The 18444-nt window shown below is 52.1% G+C and carries 19 protein-coding genes and 1 tRNA gene; 15 read left to right on the top strand and 5 right to left on the bottom strand.

What is annotated here, in order from left to right:
- Nucleotides 1-10 precede the first annotated feature (10 nt).
- A complete protein-coding gene (pepD, locus tag ACETPC_RS12760; RefSeq protein ID WP_380181888.1) occupies nucleotides 11-1468 on the bottom strand; it encodes a beta-Ala-His dipeptidase in 1458 nt (485 codons plus the stop codon).
- A gap of 254 nt (nucleotides 1469-1722) precedes the next feature.
- Here pepD and gpt point away from each other — a divergent pair, with 254 nt between their 5' ends.
- From gpt to crl, 3 genes are all read left to right on the top strand, one after another.
- Nucleotides 1723-2181, top strand: a complete 459-nt coding sequence (gpt, locus tag ACETPC_RS12755) for a xanthine phosphoribosyltransferase (protein WP_380181887.1) — start codon at nucleotides 1723-1725, stop codon at nucleotides 2179-2181.
- A 115-nt stretch (nucleotides 2182-2296) separates the two neighbouring features.
- Nucleotides 2297-3547 carry an esterase FrsA gene (gene frsA, locus ACETPC_RS12750; RefSeq protein ID WP_380181886.1) on the top strand — a complete coding sequence of 417 codons (1251 nt, stop codon included), beginning with the start codon at nucleotides 2297-2299 and terminating at the stop codon, nucleotides 3545-3547.
- Between the two features lie 57 nt (nucleotides 3548-3604).
- The gene (gene crl / locus ACETPC_RS12745) at nucleotides 3605-4006 is read left to right on the top strand and encodes a sigma factor-binding protein Crl (protein WP_380181885.1); all 402 of its coding nucleotides are present in this window, start codon (nucleotides 3605-3607) and stop codon (nucleotides 4004-4006) included.
- A 93-nt stretch (nucleotides 4007-4099) separates the two neighbouring features.
- Here the strand turns inward: crl and ACETPC_RS12740 are convergent, their stop codons facing one another.
- Nucleotides 4100-5200, bottom strand: coding sequence for a porin (locus ACETPC_RS12740; RefSeq protein ID WP_380181884.1), 1101 nt, complete (start codon nucleotides 5198-5200; stop codon nucleotides 4100-4102).
- A 243-nt stretch (nucleotides 5201-5443) separates the two neighbouring features.
- Between ACETPC_RS12740 and proB the strand changes: the two genes are divergently transcribed.
- From proB to ACETPC_RS12695, 9 genes are all read left to right on the top strand, one after another.
- Nucleotides 5444-6547 (top strand): glutamate 5-kinase, encoded by a 1104-nt coding sequence (gene proB, locus ACETPC_RS12735; RefSeq protein WP_380181883.1) that lies wholly within the window; start codon nucleotides 5444-5446, stop codon nucleotides 6545-6547.
- 10 nt (nucleotides 6548-6557) lie between these two features.
- Complete coding sequence (gene proA / locus ACETPC_RS12730; RefSeq protein WP_380181882.1) at nucleotides 6558-7811, top strand: glutamate-5-semialdehyde dehydrogenase; 1254 nt, start codon at nucleotides 6558-6560, stop codon at nucleotides 7809-7811.
- A 337-nt stretch (nucleotides 7812-8148) separates the two neighbouring features.
- Nucleotides 8149-8880: a S24 family peptidase gene (locus ACETPC_RS12725; RefSeq protein WP_380181881.1), complete on the top strand. Its 732-nt coding sequence runs from the start codon at nucleotides 8149-8151 to the stop codon at nucleotides 8878-8880.
- Between the two features lie 418 nt (nucleotides 8881-9298).
- Nucleotides 9299-9577 (top strand): hypothetical protein, encoded by a 279-nt coding sequence (locus ACETPC_RS12720; protein ID WP_380181880.1) that lies wholly within the window; start codon nucleotides 9299-9301, stop codon nucleotides 9575-9577.
- Nucleotides 9578-9802: 225 nt separating this feature from the next.
- The gene (locus tag ACETPC_RS12715) at nucleotides 9803-10270 is read left to right on the top strand and encodes a hypothetical protein (protein WP_380181879.1); all 468 of its coding nucleotides are present in this window, start codon (nucleotides 9803-9805) and stop codon (nucleotides 10268-10270) included.
- Nucleotides 10267-10611, top strand: a complete 345-nt coding sequence (locus ACETPC_RS12710; protein ID WP_380181878.1) for a hypothetical protein — start codon at nucleotides 10267-10269, stop codon at nucleotides 10609-10611. The genes ACETPC_RS12715 and ACETPC_RS12710 overlap by 4 nt, the downstream gene beginning before the upstream one ends.
- A 41-nt stretch (nucleotides 10612-10652) precedes the next feature.
- The gene (locus ACETPC_RS12705) at nucleotides 10653-10880 is read left to right on the top strand and encodes a hypothetical protein (RefSeq protein ID WP_380181877.1); all 228 of its coding nucleotides are present in this window, start codon (nucleotides 10653-10655) and stop codon (nucleotides 10878-10880) included.
- A gap of 68 nt (nucleotides 10881-10948) precedes the next feature.
- Nucleotides 10949-12700: an amylovoran biosynthesis protein AmsF gene (locus tag ACETPC_RS12700; protein ID WP_380181876.1), complete on the top strand. Its 1752-nt coding sequence runs from the start codon at nucleotides 10949-10951 to the stop codon at nucleotides 12698-12700.
- Between the two features lie 157 nt (nucleotides 12701-12857).
- Nucleotides 12858-12933: transfer RNA gene (locus ACETPC_RS12695), tRNA-Thr, on the top strand.
- Nucleotides 12934-13076: 143 nt separating this feature from the next.
- Here ACETPC_RS12695 and ACETPC_RS12690 read toward each other — a convergent pair.
- Nucleotides 13077-13355, bottom strand: coding sequence for a hypothetical protein (locus tag ACETPC_RS12690; protein ID WP_380181875.1), 279 nt, complete (start codon nucleotides 13353-13355; stop codon nucleotides 13077-13079).
- Between the two features lie 433 nt (nucleotides 13356-13788).
- Here ACETPC_RS12690 and ACETPC_RS12685 point away from each other — a divergent pair, with 433 nt between their 5' ends.
- On the top strand, nucleotides 13789-14328 hold the full coding sequence (locus ACETPC_RS12685; RefSeq protein WP_380181874.1) for a DUF2058 domain-containing protein: 540 nt from the start codon (nucleotides 13789-13791) through the stop codon (nucleotides 14326-14328).
- Nucleotides 14329-14543: 215 nt separating this feature from the next.
- Entirely contained in the window at nucleotides 14544-15026 is a 483-nt protein-coding gene (locus ACETPC_RS12680; RefSeq protein WP_380181873.1) for a cold-shock protein, read from the top strand.
- Nucleotides 15027-15362: 336 nt separating this feature from the next.
- On the opposite strand, the gene ACETPC_RS12675 is transcribed toward ACETPC_RS12680, so the two are convergent.
- Nucleotides 15363-16598 carry an MFS transporter gene (locus ACETPC_RS12675; RefSeq protein ID WP_380181872.1) on the bottom strand — a complete coding sequence of 412 codons (1236 nt, stop codon included), beginning with the start codon at nucleotides 16596-16598 and terminating at the stop codon, nucleotides 15363-15365.
- Between the two features lie 112 nt (nucleotides 16599-16710).
- Here ACETPC_RS12675 and ACETPC_RS12670 point away from each other — a divergent pair, with 112 nt between their 5' ends.
- Nucleotides 16711-17505: an AraC family transcriptional regulator gene (locus ACETPC_RS12670; protein ID WP_380181871.1), complete on the top strand. Its 795-nt coding sequence runs from the start codon at nucleotides 16711-16713 to the stop codon at nucleotides 17503-17505.
- 130 nt (nucleotides 17506-17635) lie between these two features.
- On the opposite strand, the gene ACETPC_RS12665 is transcribed toward ACETPC_RS12670, so the two are convergent.
- On the bottom strand, nucleotides 17636-18115 hold the full coding sequence (locus tag ACETPC_RS12665; protein ID WP_380181870.1) for a hypothetical protein: 480 nt from the start codon (nucleotides 18113-18115) through the stop codon (nucleotides 17636-17638).
- Between the last annotated feature and the right edge of the window lie 329 nt (nucleotides 18116-18444).

The raw sequence follows: 18444 nt of genomic DNA, 5'->3' as shown, positions 1-18444 counted from the left end.
CCTTTAAGCCTTACTTAGCCGGAATCGCCTTTAGCAGCGCGGTAAGCAGCTGCCAGTAAAGGCCGACGCTGCCGATATGCACCTGCTCGTCCGGCGAGTGCGGGCCAGTGATGGTCGGCCCGATAGACACCATATCCATTTCCGGATAAGGCTTTTTAAACAGGCCGCATTCCAGACCCGCGTGGATCACCTGGATATTTGGCGTTTTGTTAAACAGCTTTTTATAGGTCTCTTCCACCAGCGCCATTACTGGCGAAGAAGGATCCGGCTGCCAGCCAGGGTAGCTGCCTTTGGCCACGGTTTTTGCTCCGGCCAGGTCGCCCAGCGCGGTCAGCGTTTCCACCAGATACTCTTTGCCGCTGTCGATCAGCGAGCGCACCAGGCAGTTGATCCGCGCCTCGTCATCTTTAATCGAGACCACGCCGACGTTCAGCGAGGTTTCCACCACGCCTTTCATCACATCGGAATTACGGATAACGCCGTTCGGCGTGCTGTTCAGCAGGGCAATAAAGGCATCCCGGCTTTCAGTGGTCAGCGCCTGCTCGCTGGCGGCGATGTTTTCCACCACGATATTAATGTTCTTCTCTTTCAGGCTCAGCTCGTTCTGCAACGTTTCCAGATAGTGCAGGGCCTGGCCTTTGAGCCGGTCAACTTTATCTGCCGGAACGGCCAGCGTCGCCATCGCTTCGCGCGGGATAGCGTTGCGCAGCGTGCCGCCGGTGAAATCTACCAGGCGCAGATCCAGATCTTTAGCATGAGCAAACAGGAAACGAGCCAGCAACTTGTTGGCGTTGCCCAGACCCAGATGAATATCCGCGCCGGAGTGACCGCCTTTCAGGCCTTTCAGGATCAGCTGAATATGCTCGTAACCTGCCGGCACTGCCTCGCGGCTCAGCGGCAGCGTGGTGGTGAAATCAATGCCGCCCGCGCAGCCCATATAGATTTCGCCTTCCTCTTCCGAGTCGGTATTGATCAGGATATCTGCTTCCAGCCAGCCCGGCTGCAAACCGAAAGCGCCGACCATGCCGGTTTCTTCGGTCATGGTTAACAGCACTTCCAGCGGGCCGTGCTCAACGGTTTTATCCGCCAGTACCGCCAGCGCGGAAGCCATGCCAATGCCGTTATCCGCGCCCAGCGTAGTGCCACGCGCTTTAACCCATTCGCCATCTACCCAGGGCTGAATAGGATCTTTAGTGAAGTCGTGTGCGGTATCGTTGTTTTTCTGCGGCACCATATCCAGATGCGCCTGTAGCGCAACCGGCTTCAGATGCTCCAGACCTGGCGTTGCAGGCTTACGAATCAGAATGTTGCCCACCTCATCGCGGAAGGTGACAAAACCCTGCTCGCCAGCCCAGCTCAGCACGTAATTAGCCAGCTCTTCCTCATGGTAAGAGGGATGCGGGATTGAGCAGATTTTGGCAAAAATATCCCACAGCGGCTGTGGTGACAGTTGAGAAAGTTCAGACACGTCAAATCTCCTGTGTCGGCATCCCCGGCCAGCGGCACGCGGGATAGTGAGCATTTGTGATAGGGGCGGTCAGGTTCTGACGCAGCAAACCTAAAGAATACCATTGTTTCCAGAGGCATGCTTAGCGGGCATTGGCAAAAAAGCGCTTTCCGGGCTATGCGGCGCTGGTTTTTAGCGGCTCAGATCTCTATAATTCCGCGCAACCCATCCCATTGTACATTTTTAAGCCGTTATTACCGGCCGGGACTCCTTTTATGAGTGAAAAATACGTCGTCACCTGGGACATGCTGCAGATCCATGCCCGCAAACTGGCCCAGCGCCTGCTTCCTGTCGAACAGTGGAAAGGCATTATCGCGGTAAGCCGCGGCGGCCTGGTACCTGCTTCGCTGCTGGCTCGTGAGCTGTGCATTCGCTATGTCGATACCGTGTGCATCTCCAGCTACGACCACGATAACCAGCGCGAAATGCACGTGCTGAAGCGTGCGGAAGGCGACGGCGAAGGCTTTATCGTGATCGACGACCTGGTGGATACCGGCGGCACCGCCCAGGCGATCCGCGATATGTATCCAAAAGCGCGCTTCGTGACTATTTTCGCCAAGCCGGCCGGTCGCCCGCTGGTGGATGACTATGTGGTAGATATTCCACAGGACACCTGGATTGAGCAACCCTGGGATATGGGCGTGGTTTATATTCCGCCAATCGTAAAAGGTTGATTAAGCTCAATAAAGCGCCCGGTTCTGCCGGGCGTTTTGCTTTTTAGGGTTCGCGCTGCCTGCCGGGCTGCTATAGACTAAGACGATTCTCCGCGTGCCGAAGGAGCGTGACACCATGGCGCCTAAAAATCTTAGTGAAGAGCTGTTCAAACCCCGCTTTAAGCATCCTGAAACCTCATCTTTGATTCGCCGGTTACATCATCACAAGCCGCTGCCGCTGCATTCCGCGCTGGAAGGCGAAAGTCACGCGGGCTGGTACAGGATGATTAATCGCCTGCTGTGGACGTGGCGCGGCCTGCCGCAGCTGGAAATAGGCGAAGTGCTGGCGAGGGTAGCCAACAGTCGCGTCGAGCATACAGACGACAATTTGCTGGATACCGTTATCGGCTACCGCAGCGGCAACTGGAATTATGAGTGGTCAAAACAGGCCGCGGGCTGGCAGGAAAAAGCCAGCCAGAGCAGCAGCGATAGCGAAGCGGGCCAATGCTGGCTGCATGCTGCCAATCTTTATGGCATCGCAGGCTATCCGCATCTGAAAGGCGACGAGCTGGCCGAGCAGGCGCAGCAGTTGGCGAACCGCGCTTATGAAGAGGCCGCGGCACGTCTGCCGGGCGAGCTGAAAGAGCTGGAGTTCGCTATTCCCGGCGGCAGCCCGATTTTTGGCTTTTTACATATGCCCGAGAAAGCCCGCGCGCCTTATCCTACCGTGCTGTTGTGCAGCAGCCTGGATTCATTGCAGACCGACCACTACCGCCTGTTCCACGACTATCTGGCACCACGCGGTATCGCTATGCTGACTATTGATATGCCTTCGGTGGGTTTTTCCGCTAAATGGAAGCTGACCCAGGATTCCAGTTTTCTTCACCAGCAGGTTTTGAAGCAGCTCGAAAACGTCGCCTGGGTCGATCATACCCGCGTAGCCGCTTTCGGCTATCGCTTTGGCGCTAACATCGCCGTACGGCTTGCCTGGCTGGAAGCGCCTCGTCTGCGTGCAATCGCCTGTTTGGGGCCGGTCGTGCACAGTTTACTGACCGATACGGCCTTGCAGGAAAGCATTCCGGAAATGTATATGGACGTGCTGGCCAGCCGCCTGGGCATGGCGACCGCCGCCGATTCCGCGCTGCGGGTCGAACTGAACCGCTATTCGCTAAAAACGCAGGGACTGCTGGGACGCCGCTGCCCTACGCCAATGCTGTCCGCGTACTGGCCGAACGATCCTTTTAGTCCGGCAGAAGAGTCGAAACTTATCGCTAACTCCTCCACTGACGGCAAGCTGATGCCCGTCGCACTTTCGCCTGCATTAAGCAACTTCGATCGCGCATTACGTGATATTGTTGACTGGTTAGCTAAACGATTAACACGCTGAGTTGCTAAATCTTAACTCTCTGCTAAAACTAACTGGCTTAACAAAGGAGTTTTAACAATGGCGTTACCGAGTGGGCATCCCAAGAGCCGCTTAATGAAGCGTTTTGGCACGTTAGGGCCTTATATCCGCGAGGCCAAATGCGTGGACGATCGTTTCTTCTTCGACTGTCTGGCCGTTTGCGTCAATGTGAAACCCGCGCCGGAACTGCGTGAGTTCTGGGGCTGGTGGATGGAGCTGGAAGCGCAGGAAGATCACTTTACCTACGAGTATCATTTCGGCCTGTTTGATAAAGAGGGCAACTGGAAGCCTTCGGCAATTAAAGGAAAGGAAAACAACGAAAGGCTGGAAGAGACGCTGCGTAATTTCCACGTGCGCCTGAAAGCGCTGCTGGAAGAGCTCGAGCTGGGCCTGAAGCCTGCGGCAAATTTTGCCGACGAGCCGGTGAAGCTGTCCGCCTGAGGCAGAGCGTAAAAAAGGCTGGCGATTGCCAGCCTTGCTCACTTACAGACACATAACGAGGGGCACCACTACCGCATCCGTGCGGCTCACATTTCAGAACTGGTAAGTTACGCCTACCGCAACGATATCATCGCTGTTCTGCGCAAGCTTGTTGTCGTCATCCAGCAGGTTGATTTTGTAATCCACGAATGCCGACATATTTTTATTGAAGTAGTAAGTCGCACCTACATCCGCAAACTTGTAAATATCCGCATCGCCCACACCGTTCTCGATATCTTTCGCTTTGGTCTGCACATAGGCGAGAGAAGGGCGGAAACCATTATCGAACTGATACTGCGCCACCAGCTCAATATTTTGCAGGTAGTTAGCGTAACCGCTTACGGCGACGCTGGTATTATTCACCTGCGCGGTGCCGCTGATGGGTGACATATTGCGGGTTTCCGCATAGGTTGCGGCAAGGTAAACGCCGTTATTGTCATATTTCAGGCCGGTCGCCCAGGCATCTGCTTTTTCACCGCGCCCATAAGCGCTGGCCTGCTGGCCGTTGGTGCGGTCAGAAGAAGAGATTGCACCGTTGATGGTCAGGCCCTGCATCAGCGTATAGGCTACCGAAGCCGCCATACCGTCGCCGTTAGAGGTGGCGTTAGAACGGCTGCTGTTTTCGTTCTTGCCCTGATATTGCAGAGCGAATTTCAGGCCATCGACCAGGCCGAAAAAATTGGTGTTGCGATAAGTCGCCACGCCGTTGGTGCGGGTCAGCATAAAGTTATCGGCTTTAGTGTAGGCCGTGGCACCGAACTCCGGCATCATATCGGTATAGGCTTCGACATCGTAAATCAGACCATAGTTGCGACCATAGTCGATGGAGCCGTAATCGCCGAATTTCAGGCCGGCAAAGCCTAAACGGGTTTTAGTGCCGGTGGTGCCGTCGCTCTCTGCGTTATTCAGCGGCACATGGTATTCCCACTGCCCGTAGCCGGTCATCAGATCGTTAATCTGGGTTTGGCCTTTAAAACCGATACGCACATAAGACTTGTCGCCATCGTTGCTGTCGGTGTCGCTCAGGTAGTGCATCGCTTTTACTTTGCCGTAGAAATCGAGTTTATTGCCGTCTTTATTATAGATTTCCGCGGCCTGAGCTGCTGAGGTCGTAGCCAGAGCGGCGGTCAGGATTGCCAGTGCGCTTTTCTTCATTTTGTTCTCATTCCCAAACGAGTAAAATTTTAAATGGCCCGATATCTTCGTGTAGGGCACGAACGTTTTACCCTGAACAGATGAAGGTTTTATTACATTTACCCTCACTTCTTGTTAAATCCATTTTTATAAGCTAGCGCCGCGAGCCCTGTTTTTACGCCTTTTCTGACGGCGGCTGTTGGCTTCCGGCATCACACCTGATAAAACGTCTGCTTCTACCTTTTAAAGCTATGGCGGGAAATAATGAGCAGCAGCCAGACCCTGGTCGTGAAACTGGGGACCAGCGTATTAACCGGCGGATCGCGTCGGCTGAACCGGGCGCATATTGTCGAACTGGTGCGCCAGTGCGCGCAGCAGCATGCGGCAGGCCATCGGATTGTGATCGTCACCTCAGGCGCGATGGCCGCCGGGCGCGAACATCTGGGCTATCCGGAACTGCCGCCGACCATCGCCTCAAAGCAGCTACTGGCTGCGGTGGGGCAGAGCCGGTTAATTCAGCTATGGGAGCAGCTGTTCTCTATTTACGGCATTCATATTGGCCAGATGCTGCTGACGCGCGCCGATATGGAAGACAGAGAGCGTTTCCTGAACGCGCGCGACACGCTCAGAGCGCTGCTGGATAACCATATCGTGCCGGTAATTAACGAAAACGACGCGGTTGCCACGGCAGAAATCAAAGTAGGCGATAACGACAATCTTTCCGCGCTTGCCGCGATGCTGGCTGGCGCCGACAAGCTGCTACTGCTAACCGATCAGGCCGGTTTATTCACTGCCGATCCGCGTAATAATCCGCAGGCAGAACTGATCCGGGACGTACACGGCATTGACGATGCGCTGCGCGAACTGGCGGGCGACAGCGTTTCCGGGCTGGGAACAGGCGGCATGGCGACCAAGCTACAGGCTGCCGATGTAGCCTGCCGCGCCGGTATCGACACTATCATCGCCGCTGGCAGTCGCGCTGGCGTGATTGGTGATGTGATTGACGGCAAGCCGGTTGGCACGCGTTTTCATGCGCTGCAAACGCCGCTGGAAAACCGCAAGCGCTGGATCTTTGGCGCGCCGCCGGCGGGCGAAATCACCGTAGACGATGGCGCGCTTGCCGCTATGCTGGAGCGTGGCAGCTCGCTGCTGCCAAAAGGCATCAGGGAGATCAGCGGCAACTTCTCGCGCGGCGAAGTTATCCGCATTCGCAGCCTGCAAGGGCGCGATGTAGCGCATGGCGTTTGCCGCTATAACAGCGATGCGATGCGCATGATAGCCGGACACCACTCGCAGCAAATTAGCGAGATTCTGGGCTACGAATATGGCCCGGTCGCGGTTCACCGTGACGATATGATCGTCAGTTAAGGAGCAGCAGATGCTTGAAGAAATGGGGAAAGCCGCGAAAGCCGCTTCATACCAGCTGGCGGTACTTTCTACCGCACAAAAGAACCAGGTGCTGATGACTATTGCGGATCGCCTGGAAACAGAGAGCGCCGCTATCCTTGCGGCTAACGAACAGGATCTGGCGGATGCGCGCCAGAATGGGCTGAGCGAGGCGCTGTTAGATCGTCTGATGCTCAATCCTGCCAGGCTCAAAGGCATTGCGGACGATGTGCGCCAGGTCTGCAATCTGGCCGATCCGGTCGGCGTAGTGATGGATGGCGGTGTTCTGAACAGCGGCCTGCGTATTGAACGCCGCCGCGTGCCGCTGGGCGTGGTAGGCGTAATCTATGAAGCGCGTCCGAATGTTACTGTGGATGTCGCCTCGCTATGCCTGAAAACGGGCAATGCGGTTATCCTGCGCGGCGGCAAAGAGACTTATCGCACCAATGGCGCGACCGTTCGCGTAATTCAGGAGGCTTTGAAGGAGCACGGCTTACCGGCTGGCGCGATTCAGGCTATCGAAAGCCCGGATCGCGAACTGGTTAATCAGCTGCTGAAACTGGATCGCTATGTGGATATGCTGATCCCGCGCGGCGGCGCTGGTCTACACAAGCTCTGCCGCGAGCAGTCGACTATTCCGGTTATCACCGGCGGTATCGGCGTTTGCCATATTTTTGTTGATGAAGGCATGGATGTCGCAGCCGCGCTGAAAGTCATCGTTAACGCCAAAAAACAGCGCCCGAGCGCCTGCAACTCGGTGGAAACGCTGCTGGTGCATACGGCGATTGCCGAACAATTTTTACCTGCGCTAAGCGCCCGCATGCAGCAAGAAGGCATTAAATTGCATGCCGATCCCCGCTCGCTGGCGCCGCTACAGGCTGGCCCGGCGGAAGTCAGCGCGGTGACGGATGCCCAATACCGCGACGAGTGGCTGTCGCTGGATCTCAACGTCCGGCTGGTGGAGGGTCTGGATGAGGCTATCGCGCATATCCGCGAATACGGCACGCAGCATTCCGATGCCATCCTGACGCGCAGTATCATAAATTCAAACCGTTTTGTGAACGAGGTCGATTCTTCTGCGGTCTACGTCAACGCCAGCACGCGCTTTACCGATGGCGGTCAGTTTGGTCTGGGCGCAGAAGTGGCGGTCAGTACCCAGAAGCTGCACGCACGCGGTCCAATGGGCCTGGAAGCGCTGACAACTTATAAATGGGTCGCCTGGGGCGATGATACGCCACGCGCATAGTTTCCTTCCGCTTAACAAAAGGGCGCCTGAAACGGCGCCCTTTTTTTATCCGCGTTTTTTTTCGGACCAGCAATTTCCGCAGATTTTTCTCCTCTGCCATTTTTCTCTGTGCCGGAGAGCCTTGCAGAGAGGCAGGAAAGCGTTTCAGGCCGCAGCCTGCCTGGAAAACGTACTGCATGCAAGTTCTGGCCTGGTACAAAGCGGCGAAAGGGGGATTATGATTATCAGTAATGCTTTACAAAAGCTGTTGGGTAGTAAACAAACGGTAATATAAAATGAACTGGTAGCAAAAATGAAAATAACATTAAGTGTTTTTCCTATGGCAGATTATTAACTGATGGTTAAAAAAGAGAGTACCAGACAAGCTTTTACTGCCAGACTGATAGCCGCTTGCGATAGCGCGGGATTTGTCGGACACGGACGAAACAAACAGATTACGAAAGCGCTGCAGCAGCGGGGATGTAAGATCTCCGCGCCGGGGGTGTGGAAATGGTTTAACGCACAGTCAATACCCGATAATGCCAACCTGCTGGCACTAAGCGAACTGTTGGGGGTTCGCGTTGAGTGGCTGCAGTACGGCATGGAAAAGTCGCCTGTTTCTTCGGTGCTGCCGCCGCTGCCGCCGCATCAGGGCGTGTTTCGCATCGAGAGTCTGGATATTGGGCAAAAAACCGCCAGTGGGCTACATACCCGCGATGAATTTATTGAGACTATCCAGGCTATTGAGTACGACCTCGACGAGGCGCGAGTCCTGTTCAACGGCCGACCGGCAGAAAATATTCGTCTAATCGCTATCAACAGCGATTCTATGGCGGGCACTTTTGCGCCCCGCGATCAGCTGTTCGTCGACATAAGTATCCATATGTTCGATGGCGACGGTATCTATCTCTTTACCCTGGACAACCAGCTTTATCTAAAGCGTCTTCAGCTCCAGCACAAAAAAATTGCGGTTATTTCAGACAATAAACGTTATGAAACCTGGTATCTTTCACATGAGGAGGCGGCAGATCTACAGGTGCATGCCAAAGTGATCATGAGCCAGTCTCGCGACTATCAGTTACTGGGTTAACCGCTTGTTGCTGCTTTTTACAGGTAGCCCAGTAAAAAAATAAATGGCAGTAATTCAAAAATTTAACCAGCAGTAAATAAAAAATTAACCAACAGTGTTTGATAAAGCATAAGAACCTGTTAATAATTTGATCATGGATGAAACACAACGACCCACACGGATGAACCGCTCTTAAACAATTGAGGCGCTGCACAAGCGCGACACAAACCATCCGAAAGCAGATAAGGCTTTGGGATGGGGTGGATGCGCAAATTGCAGTGTCTTGATATGCCTGCTCCCCTCAATCGTCTTACCTCTCCTGACTGTTATCCAGCCGGGCGGGGCAGGTGTGATTGCGGCAGGCTTGTTGACGACTCTTCGGAAAACCGAAAGCATGCGCATCCACCTCATCGCCAAAGACTCATTCACAGGAGGAGTTATGGCGATCATTCACTACGGTAAGTCAGTGTTTGTAGGTAATGCGCGAACTCGTCGCCACCGGCGACGTCAGTCTCACAATCATCTCAAATGCAGTATCGATAACGCTTTTGCAACCGAACAGGAGAACCTCACGCTACGCAACGCCGAAAGGATCTGCCAGCGGCAGGTCATCTCCCGCGTTGACCGGGCCGTTACTTCGCCCGGTAAACGAATTGCCGATCAGGCCAGTTTCGATAACTGCTGTTTACCGCTGGTTCATCTTTATGCCGTCCGTTAAAAACTGGTCTTAAAAGCGCTCTCAGGCGTGAAAATTTTCCTTGTTACTTCCATTTTTCAGTGGAACACCTCACCTTTTTTCATTCTTCAGTCTGCCTTCATAGTCACGGCTTTGGCGCTGTCCTTATCGCCGGGACTGATCAATGAAATTTATGTTTTTTTGCCTTTATTACGCCATTCAGTCCGGTGGTTTTTCGTGTGTCTGTTGATTTAAATGAGGAATTGTATGAGCCAAATCATCGCCATTTTGAATTTTGAGGAAGGCTATGTGGAGTCTCCTTATTTGGATACTCAGGGCTTCCCAGCGGTGGCCGGAGGGATTCGTATCGGGCCAAAGGGCGCGTCGTTAAGCAACTATCTCTTTCTGGTGCCGCGTCTGGTGGGCGACACCTGGAAGCAGTGCATCGTGGAAGGCAAAGCGCAGGAGATGAGGCGAAATACCGCCATCAGCCGGGCGCTGAAAAAATGCAACAGCGCGCGCAGCGATGTGATTTACAGCCTCTCGTGCCAGATCGGCGTCGAGGGACTGGCGCAGCTTAAGACGATGTTGCAATTGATTGCCGAAGAGAACTTCAGCGGCGCGGCTAACAACCTGCTGAACAGTCAGTGGGCGCAAAACGCTTCTGGTCGGGCGCGGCGCCACGCTGAAGTTATGCGTACCGGAACTTACGATATCTACAGGGGCTTAATATGAAATGGATGCTATTTTTATCCGCCGTAATGTTAGCGGTCATTATTTTATTTATCTTGCAACGGTTTACTACACTCGAATTTGTTTCCCACGCCAAACTGCTGTTTAAAACCTGGTCGGTCTGGCTGGCTTCCGTAGGCTCGGCTCTCGCCGCCTGGGCGCAATCTTTCCCGCAATCTGCAGTAGATGCCTGGAATAGCTTACCGGAAGACATTAAAGGATTTTTACCTCACAACTTTCTCGGCATGCTCGGGGCTTTTATGGTGGCAATGGGCGTTATGGCGCAATTTGTCCGTCAAAAAACCCTGGCACAGCAGAAAAACGTTATTGATAAAAATGCGTAACGGAATGCAGCGCATCCGCCGACAGCGGCAGGAGACAACTTATGAGAGGCGAACTTACAGCGATTCTCATGCTGTCGCTTGCCGTCAGCTGCGGCAGCTACAGGGCAGCCAGTCGGAAGCCGGCCATTACTGATTCTGCCTGCATCCTTCTGGCCCCTATTACTACACATGGCAATAAGATAAAGCGGCTCGATGCCCGTACTTTGCGGGCTATCGAAACCCACAATACAAGCTGGGATTTGCTTTGTCATAAAACGCCTTCGCTTTGATTTATTACCGTCAAAAAGCCCTGCCGTGCAGGGCTTTTTTATACCTGCGTATTCCTGAGGAGGAATCTATGATCGAAGTAAACAGCTTTGCTGACCTGCGCACTACCGCCCCGACTAAAACCGGTGATACGGCCTACCTGAAACGCTGGAAAGCTAACGACTCAAACTTCCGTGGCGGCGGTGAATTTATTGGTTATCTCGCTACCACTACCCTGGCAGACGATGGCGGCACTATTGCCGTAGGCACTAATTTTTACTGGAAACGCGTTATTAATAATCCGGAAGATATTAATCTTTTCCATTTTGGCGCCGTGGGCGATGGTTACGCCGATGACACCACAGCTTTTAAAAATATGCTGACATGGACACAAAAATACAATACATCCATCCGCGATCTGCCTGTGCGTCTGCCTGGCGGTAGATTCCTGATTAAACCCATTGATATCAGTGCTACCGAGTATGGCTTCTTTGGGGTGGTAGGCGATGACGTTGATTTGGGATCTATTCCCCGGTCAATTATTATTTCCGACAAAAGTACCAGCACCGTATTTAAAGTTAAAGCACGCCGAACGCTGTTTAAAGGTATTCAATGGGATGGCCAGGCCAATGCCGACACAGCGAAGAATACAGCGGCAATTACTGCAGATGTAGTCAGTAACTCTCAGCCATTTTTTGAAAACATCATTGTTGCTGGTCAAACCGTTAATATTTACTGTTTCCGCGCGCAATACACCGGCGGTACGGTATTTAAATTGCAGGATACGCTGGACAGCAAATTTGAACAAATTTATACCCTGACGACCTACGGCCGCGTTTTTGATGTGGGCTGGTCTGACACCGCCGCAGGCGCATGGGACCACTCCACCGCAATTGAGCTGTGTAACGCTAACTTCCAGTATGGCTACGGTGATGCCACCCTCTATATGCCGCGTATGACGCAAGGGATTATCCGTAACGTCTGGATTGAACATACCCGTTACCCTGGTACCCTCGCCGATGGCGGCTGGACTATCGATACGCTGAACCTTGAGGGATGCGGCAATGCGCTGAATCTGGATAACTGCCGCATGATTATGCGTCAGCTGAATTTGCAAGCGGGTGCCAGTATTTCCACCAGCAACCCGCCTTTGGGTCGCTGGCTCTCTTCGTTCGAGTATGGTTTCCGTCGTGATGAGCACTTTGGTTCAAACCTGACGGGCTCTCTGAAAGCGGGTTACTACACCGGTCATAAAATCACCAACACCACAGCAACCGATAACTGGTACCGTGTTGGACAATTCTTCTTCCCTAAAGCCAACCAGCAGTGGGTTATGGAGATGATTAGTAAAGCAGGCACCACCGCGCCATCCGGTACGGCGGGCAGCCCAATTACTTCTCCGGCCAGCGGCAAGACTGTCGTTAATATGGAACGTGGCGATACCGTATGGGTAGATGCTTACCATATGGGCACGCCTGCAGTACTGGATATGCGTTACGTTCGTGTTGGTACGACCTATGTGGTTATTTTTGTTAAATTGGCCGCCAACAGTGGCGACACCATGTTTAACCTGCAAACTACAGGGCCGACCCGCTTTGAGTCGGGTTCCTGCTCGCTGTTCCAGCCCGATTTCTCGGTGGTTACGGATACCAGCAATCTGGGTACGCTGAAACCCCAGGCGCGCTTCGGTCTGCATAATGGCCTGGCGGGGATCGGTGCTAATGAAAAAGGTGTGTTAACCCTGGCAACGGCGGCCGGGACACCGACTAATAAAACAACGCCGACAGGATTTGTACTGGTCAATATCAATGGTACGGATCACAAGATCCCTTATTACGATTGATACCGGTATGATTTAGCGAGGCTGCGGCCTCGCTTTTTTTTTGCCTGCGTCATAAGGCAGCTCTAAAAGCGTATAGAAAACCGTCACCTGGCAGTCAAACCTCTTGACTCCGCTCGCGCTTTTTCCTACTTTATATCCCCGCAGTATCCCTCTCTAAGCCGATATAGCTCAGTTGGTAGAGCAGCGCATTCGTAATGCGAAGGTCGTAGGTTCGACTCCTATTATCGGCACCAGTCTCTTATCCGTAGAAGTAAAAAACCCTGAGATAAGTAAATGGCTGTTTTCTGTCCAGTTATCAGAATCCGGCACCGCCTGCGACCCCGATCCTGTAACGGCATTGCCGCAGGCGATAATTAAGTGCCTGCGGTCTGTCGCTTTAAACTACCTCAAATGTCACCTGAGCTTTAATACCAAACATCACTGTTCTGGTATAAGTTGCCTTTGACCATTTCTTTGATGAGTGTGAGATGAATTTTGCCTCGCCGTTGCTATCGGTTAGTACACTATTTTTTACTGCACTTTCTGCATCCACTATACTAATTTCTTCGTTTTGCACAGGCATGCCATTATTAGTGAGCTTTGCTGTATATATAATATCATCGCTGGGTGAATACTTTTTCTTATCGGTAGATAAGGTAAGGTTAAAACCACTCATGGTATCGACTCCTTAGTAAATAATTTATTGATTGCGGTTGAAAACTCTGTCGCAAAGGTTAGTGTGTTATCTTTAAATTCGCGGTTGCTACCGCTTGAAAATAAACTACAGCGTAAAATTCGTTACGAAAACAGGAAATTTTAATTTTTTTGCGTGGCATGTGTTTAAGGAATCTCTATTGTTTTATTTTAAGCTTAATTTGGAATCATTAATTTAATTTTTAATTTTAGAAGTTAATTCCGTATTAACCTGATTAATGCAAGTACTGTCGGCCGCTACGTAGCGGGAGCGTTCAACACTGAGTCTGTTGCCGACAGGCTGGCAGCCAGCAATGAGCAGCAGATCAGCCTGCCGCTAAGAGGCGATAACCTGGCATCCTGTTCATTGTTGCAGGTATAATCGGACAAATTTTCCAACCGGTTCAGAAACGAAAATGACAAAACTTACCCTGCAAGAGCAGATGCTGAAAGCTGGCCTGGTCTCCAGCAAAAAAATGGCGAAGGTGCAGAAAACCGCCAAAAAATCACGCGTTCAGGCTCGTGAGGCCAGAGCGGCGGTGGAAGAAAACAAAAAAGCGCAGCTTGAGCGCGACAAGCAGCTTAGCGAACAGCAAAAGCAGGCGGCTTTAGCTAAAGAATATAAAGCTCAGGTCAGGCAGCTTATTGAAATGAATCGGATTATTGTGTCAAAGGGCACTATCGACTTTAATTTCACCGATAACAACCTGATCAAGAAAATAACGGTAGATAAAACCACGCAGGCTCAGTTGGTTAGCGGCCGCCTCGCTATTGCCCGGCTGCTGGCCGATAACAGTACAGAGAGCACATACGCGATTATCCCTGCCAGCGTAGCCGATAAAATCGCACAGCGGGATGCGAACAGCATCGTTTTAAACAGCGCGCTTAGCCAGGAAGAGCAGGACGAAGAAGATCCTTACGCTGATTTCAAAGTGCCTGACGATCTGATGTGGTAAGCAACGGCTGGTGCTGCTTAACAAGTAGCCCTTACATGGTTTAGCAAGTTTGCCGCAGCGCCGGGCCAGGAGTAAATGGATGGTCGTGCAGATTGAGGTCGCCTGTTCGCAAGCCGGCAATTTATCGGCCAGGCTTAAAGACGTAGTCTGCACAGGCATTGTGCTTTACACTGCGCGCTGCAAAAATTAAGTAGATAACCCAACAGGCAAACGGTATGGCGATGAACGGTACGATCACTACCTGGTTTCAGGATAAAGGTTTTGGATTTATCAAAGATGAAAACGGCGATAACCGTTATTTTCATGTGATTAAGGTCGCCAATCCTGAGCTGGTCAAAAAAAATGCGGCGGTAACTTTCGAACCCACCACCAACAGCAAAGGGCCTTCGGCTTACGCGGTAAAAGTCATTCCTGACAGTAAATATATCTATATCGCGGGCGAGCGCCTGAAGCTTACGGCGATCAAATCCTGGCTGGTTTACAGCGAAGAAGTGCCCGCAGAAACCCGTATCGATAAAGAAAACGTGGTGCTGTCGGTGGGCGTGCTGATGAGCAGCATCAGGCCGAAATCTGACGTAAAGCCGGACGAAATGCGTTCGCTAAAGAAGCTGGCAATCACTACTTTTCAGGGCTCAACCTTAATCTTCACTGAAGATGAAATAGACATAGATGCCACGGTAAAACTGTTAAAAGTCTGAGTCCGACTTATCAGGCAGGTCTGTATAAAAGAGCGCCCGTATCCGGGCGCTCAGACTGCTGACAAACCTGAACCCTTCATCAGGACTGCCTCTTTTTTTTACAGCAACGCTGCAGCTTGATAGCGGCAGAGGCTGAGCGGATAAGCGGACCGTTTGGCGCATGGACGCGCCAACCGAGCCCACAGGGACCGTGTTCACGGCGTGTCCGTGTTCCGATCTGCCTCTGTTGCTCTGCCACTGATTTAAACGCGACCTGGGGTTTGTCATCAAACTCAGCGCCCGCATTCGGGCGCTTTGTCATGTTGGCCGCTTAGTCGCTCGCCGGAGAAACAGGACTTATTTTTGTTTACTGCGCGTTTCCGGCATAAACAGCGTGGCGAATCCCAGTAGCGGCAGGAAAGCGCATAAGCCATAAACCCAGTCAATGCCATACATATCGGCCAGCTTGCCAAGCCCCGCTGCGGCAAGGCCGCCGACGCCAAACATCGTACCAAACATAATTCCGGCCACCATACCAGGACGGCCAGGCACCACTTCCTGGGCATAAACAACCAGCGCGGCAAAGGCTGAAGACAGCACAAGACCGATAATAATAGTCAGCACCACCGTCCATAATAGATCAACATGCGGCAGGATCAGGGCAAAAGGAATAACGCCAAGGAACGAGAGCCAGACCACGGCTTTACGGCCAATGCGATCGCCAATTGGCCCGCCAGCAAAGGTGCCGATAGCCACGGCGGCCAGGAAGGCGAACAGGCACATCTGCGCACGCTCCAGCGGCAGGCTGAAACGCTGAACCAGATAAAAGGTAAAGTAGTTGCTCAGCGACGCTATATAGGTAAATTTAGCGAACATCAGAACACTAACCACCACCAGCGCCTGCACCATTTTCCCTTTCGACATCTTTTGCAGCGGCGCGCTGCCGTGGCGGATCATGTGCTGATGACCGTGCCGGGCTGACCAACGGCTGACTCTAGTCAGAATAACAATAGCGGTTAGCGCACAGAGCATAAGCCAGGCTACAGAGAGCTGCCCGTGAGGGATAATTAACAGCGCGGCCAGCACCGGGCCGAACGCTGAACCGGCATTGCCGCCCACTTGAAAGGCGGATTGAGCAGTACCGAAACGGCCGCCTGAAGCCATACGAGCCACGCGCGAAGCCTCCGGATGGAAGGTGGAAGACCCCACGCCAACCAGCGCGGCCGCCGCCAGAATAGTCAGGAAATTCCCGGCAATCGCCAGCAGTCCAATTCCCAACAGCGTGACGCCCATTCCCGCCGGTAGCAGAAAGGGCTTAGGATGTTTATCGGTATAAAGCCCAACCCAGGGCTGTAGCAGCGAGGCGGTCAGCTGATAAACCAGGGATATCAAACCGATCTGTGTATAAGAGAGGCTGAAGCTGGCTTTTAGCATGGGGTAAATAGAGGGCAGCACCGCCTGGATCATATCGTTGCAGCCGTGCGCGAGCGCCGTCGCGCCCACGATACTGGCTAAAAATCCCTGCGCCTGGCCTGATTTGTCGGCGGGGGAAAGCGTTGCCGCGCTGCCGGGATCTGAGGAAAGCCTGGTCATAGATGTTTCTCTTTGCAGATGAATGGCGTTTAATTTAGGTTTGTTGTTTTGACCGCTTTTCACAGCGGAAGCGGTCAGCGGGATCATCATAAATGCAAAGTCTGAATCCGGAATGCCAAACAATATAGATAAAGCGCCAAGGCACGATGAGGCGATCGGCTGGTCAAAGCTCGCTAAAAGCTATCGCAAAGGAGAAAGCGATCCACCTCACTACCATATCGAGGGACAGCTCCTGTTCGCCACCAAAGGAGTCATGCTGGTGGAAACCGGAGAGAAACGTTGGGTGATCCCGCCTCAACGCGCGCTCTGGCTTCCTCCGCTTCAGGTACACAGCTACAGCCTGCTCTCCAATACGGAACTGCGTACGCTCTATTTTAGCAATAGCCTGATCGCCGCCTGTCCTGACTTCACGAAAAGCGGCTATGTGCATACGATAGCGGCTACGGCTTTGGTAAAAGAGCTGATAGCCGGATTGTTCAGCGAGGTGTACCAAAGGGCAAGCCACCGCACGATGGCGCTACTCCTGATGGAAATCCTCAGCGAGACGGCGCCGCTGGCGACTGAACTGCCGATGCCGCAGGATGAGCGCCTGGCGCGTGCAGCCAGAGAGCTATTGGTCAATCAGCGCTGGCAAGCTTCGCTAAGCGAACTGGCGGATATTGCCGCCGTCTCGGAACGAAGCTTTTCCCGCCTGTTTGTGCAGGATACTGGCTTTAGCTTTCGCAGCTGGAAGCAACGCGCCCGGATCTGTGCTTCGCTGGATCTGCTGGCCAACGGCGTTGCCATCAAGCAGGTCGCGTGGCAGCTCGGCTTTTCCTGCCCGGCCGCTTTTACCGCGGCTTTTCATGCCATTTTGGGCGCAACGCCACGCGAGTTTCTGGGGCAATCTATGACGGCAATGGATTAGCGAAGCTTTTGCTGAGGGTGCCTGGTACAAGTGCTAAGTGAAGGAAAGCCAGGTTGATGCGCAGTTCCGGCCGAGAACAGCCCCTGCGTGGGGCCGTAATATAAAATTTTGAAGGGTGATTTTTTCAGCGCTACTGCGAGAAAACTTGTTCAAGCTTTGATAAGCAAGATACTCCCCGGCCATTTTCATGGCTATAAGGTTCCAGTGATTTTCGCGCTTTTAAGTAGTGCGCTTTCACTGCTTCATCTGTGGGTTCAATAAAAGGGATGCCACAAATTTTATCGAGGTTTTCTGCATTAACATATTTTAATGTTTCAGGTGCGTTATTCGCTAAAGCATATGACATTGATATATCTAATCCTTCCTGAAAGTAAGTTATGCCTGAAAAAGGCTCTTTTTTTAGTTTAGGATAAAGCTCTAACCAGCGCTTCTCTCCAGTTGATATATATTCTAAAACATTATCAAAATCAGCATATGAAAGGTTATTGGTCGCCATGTTGTTAATAGCGGATAAAACCTTCCCATAAAGTTTATCTTCCGGTTTTTCTTTTGTATGCACTGAGCAAGAGCAAAGAAATATAATAAGAATAAAGGTGATGGATTTTTTCATTTTACGAATAGCTCCTTGTCTCCGCTTTTAACACATTCAAAGGCTACATCGTCTTTATAACCCGGGGCGCCTGCGTACATTGATTTGAACTGAAATTTTCCATTTCGATAAAACGATTTTTCCATCACATCATAAGTCCATGCTATTGTTACTCTCCTTGTCTATATCGACAATTGTTTTAACCGTATAACACGGTTAATTAACAGAATCCTCTTGTGCGTTTCCATAGGTTTTTCATAAAAAATGAACCTGGCTTAACCTGTATCAAACAAATATTGATTTTGTATAAAAAAGCACTATTCATTTGGGTCGGGATTTTTTGATGGATA

Source organism: Pantoea sp. sgz302252 (genome assembly GCF_042610525.1).
GTDB lineage: Bacteria > Pseudomonadota > Gammaproteobacteria > Enterobacterales > Enterobacteriaceae > Erwinia.
The sequence above is the reverse complement of the archived record's forward strand: the minus strand, read 5'-3'. Positions and strand labels throughout refer to the sequence as shown.

Excerpts from the sequence above, each read along its gene's own strand:
- ACETPC_RS12710 (WP_380181878.1), top strand. The coding sequence starts at position 10,267 with ATGAAATGGATGCTATTTTTATCCGCCGTAATGTTAGCGGTCATTATT.
- ACETPC_RS12670 (WP_380181871.1), top strand. The coding sequence starts at position 16,711 with ATGCCAAACAATATAGATAAAGCGCCAAGGCACGATGAGGCGATCGGC.
- ACETPC_RS12705 (WP_380181877.1), top strand. The coding sequence starts at position 10,653 with ATGAGAGGCGAACTTACAGCGATTCTCATGCTGTCGCTTGCCGTCAGC.
- crl (WP_380181885.1), top strand. The coding sequence starts at position 3,605 with ATGGCGTTACCGAGTGGGCATCCCAAGAGCCGCTTAATGAAGCGTTTT.
- proA (WP_380181882.1), top strand. The coding sequence starts at position 6,558 with ATGCTTGAAGAAATGGGGAAAGCCGCGAAAGCCGCTTCATACCAGCTG.
- ACETPC_RS12665 (WP_380181870.1), bottom strand. The coding sequence starts at position 18,115 with ATGAAAAAATCCATCACCTTTATTCTTATTATATTTCTTTGCTCTTGC.
- ACETPC_RS12675 (WP_380181872.1), bottom strand. The coding sequence starts at position 16,598 with ATGACCAGGCTTTCCTCAGATCCCGGCAGCGCGGCAACGCTTTCCCCC.
- ACETPC_RS12685 (WP_380181874.1), top strand. The coding sequence starts at position 13,789 with ATGACAAAACTTACCCTGCAAGAGCAGATGCTGAAAGCTGGCCTGGTC.
- ACETPC_RS12725 (WP_380181881.1), top strand. The coding sequence starts at position 8,149 with ATGGTTAAAAAAGAGAGTACCAGACAAGCTTTTACTGCCAGACTGATA.
- ACETPC_RS12720 (WP_380181880.1), top strand. The coding sequence starts at position 9,299 with ATGGCGATCATTCACTACGGTAAGTCAGTGTTTGTAGGTAATGCGCGA.
- ACETPC_RS12700 (WP_380181876.1), top strand. The coding sequence starts at position 10,949 with ATGATCGAAGTAAACAGCTTTGCTGACCTGCGCACTACCGCCCCGACT.
- ACETPC_RS12715 (WP_380181879.1), top strand. The coding sequence starts at position 9,803 with ATGAGCCAAATCATCGCCATTTTGAATTTTGAGGAAGGCTATGTGGAG.
- proB (WP_380181883.1), top strand. The coding sequence starts at position 5,444 with ATGAGCAGCAGCCAGACCCTGGTCGTGAAACTGGGGACCAGCGTATTA.
- gpt (WP_380181887.1), top strand. The coding sequence starts at position 1,723 with ATGAGTGAAAAATACGTCGTCACCTGGGACATGCTGCAGATCCATGCC.
- ACETPC_RS12690 (WP_380181875.1), bottom strand. The coding sequence starts at position 13,355 with ATGAGTGGTTTTAACCTTACCTTATCTACCGATAAGAAAAAGTATTCA.
- ACETPC_RS12740 (WP_380181884.1), bottom strand. The coding sequence starts at position 5,200 with ATGAAGAAAAGCGCACTGGCAATCCTGACCGCCGCTCTGGCTACGACC.
- ACETPC_RS12680 (WP_380181873.1), top strand. The coding sequence starts at position 14,544 with ATGGCGATGAACGGTACGATCACTACCTGGTTTCAGGATAAAGGTTTT.
- frsA (WP_380181886.1), top strand. The coding sequence starts at position 2,297 with ATGGCGCCTAAAAATCTTAGTGAAGAGCTGTTCAAACCCCGCTTTAAG.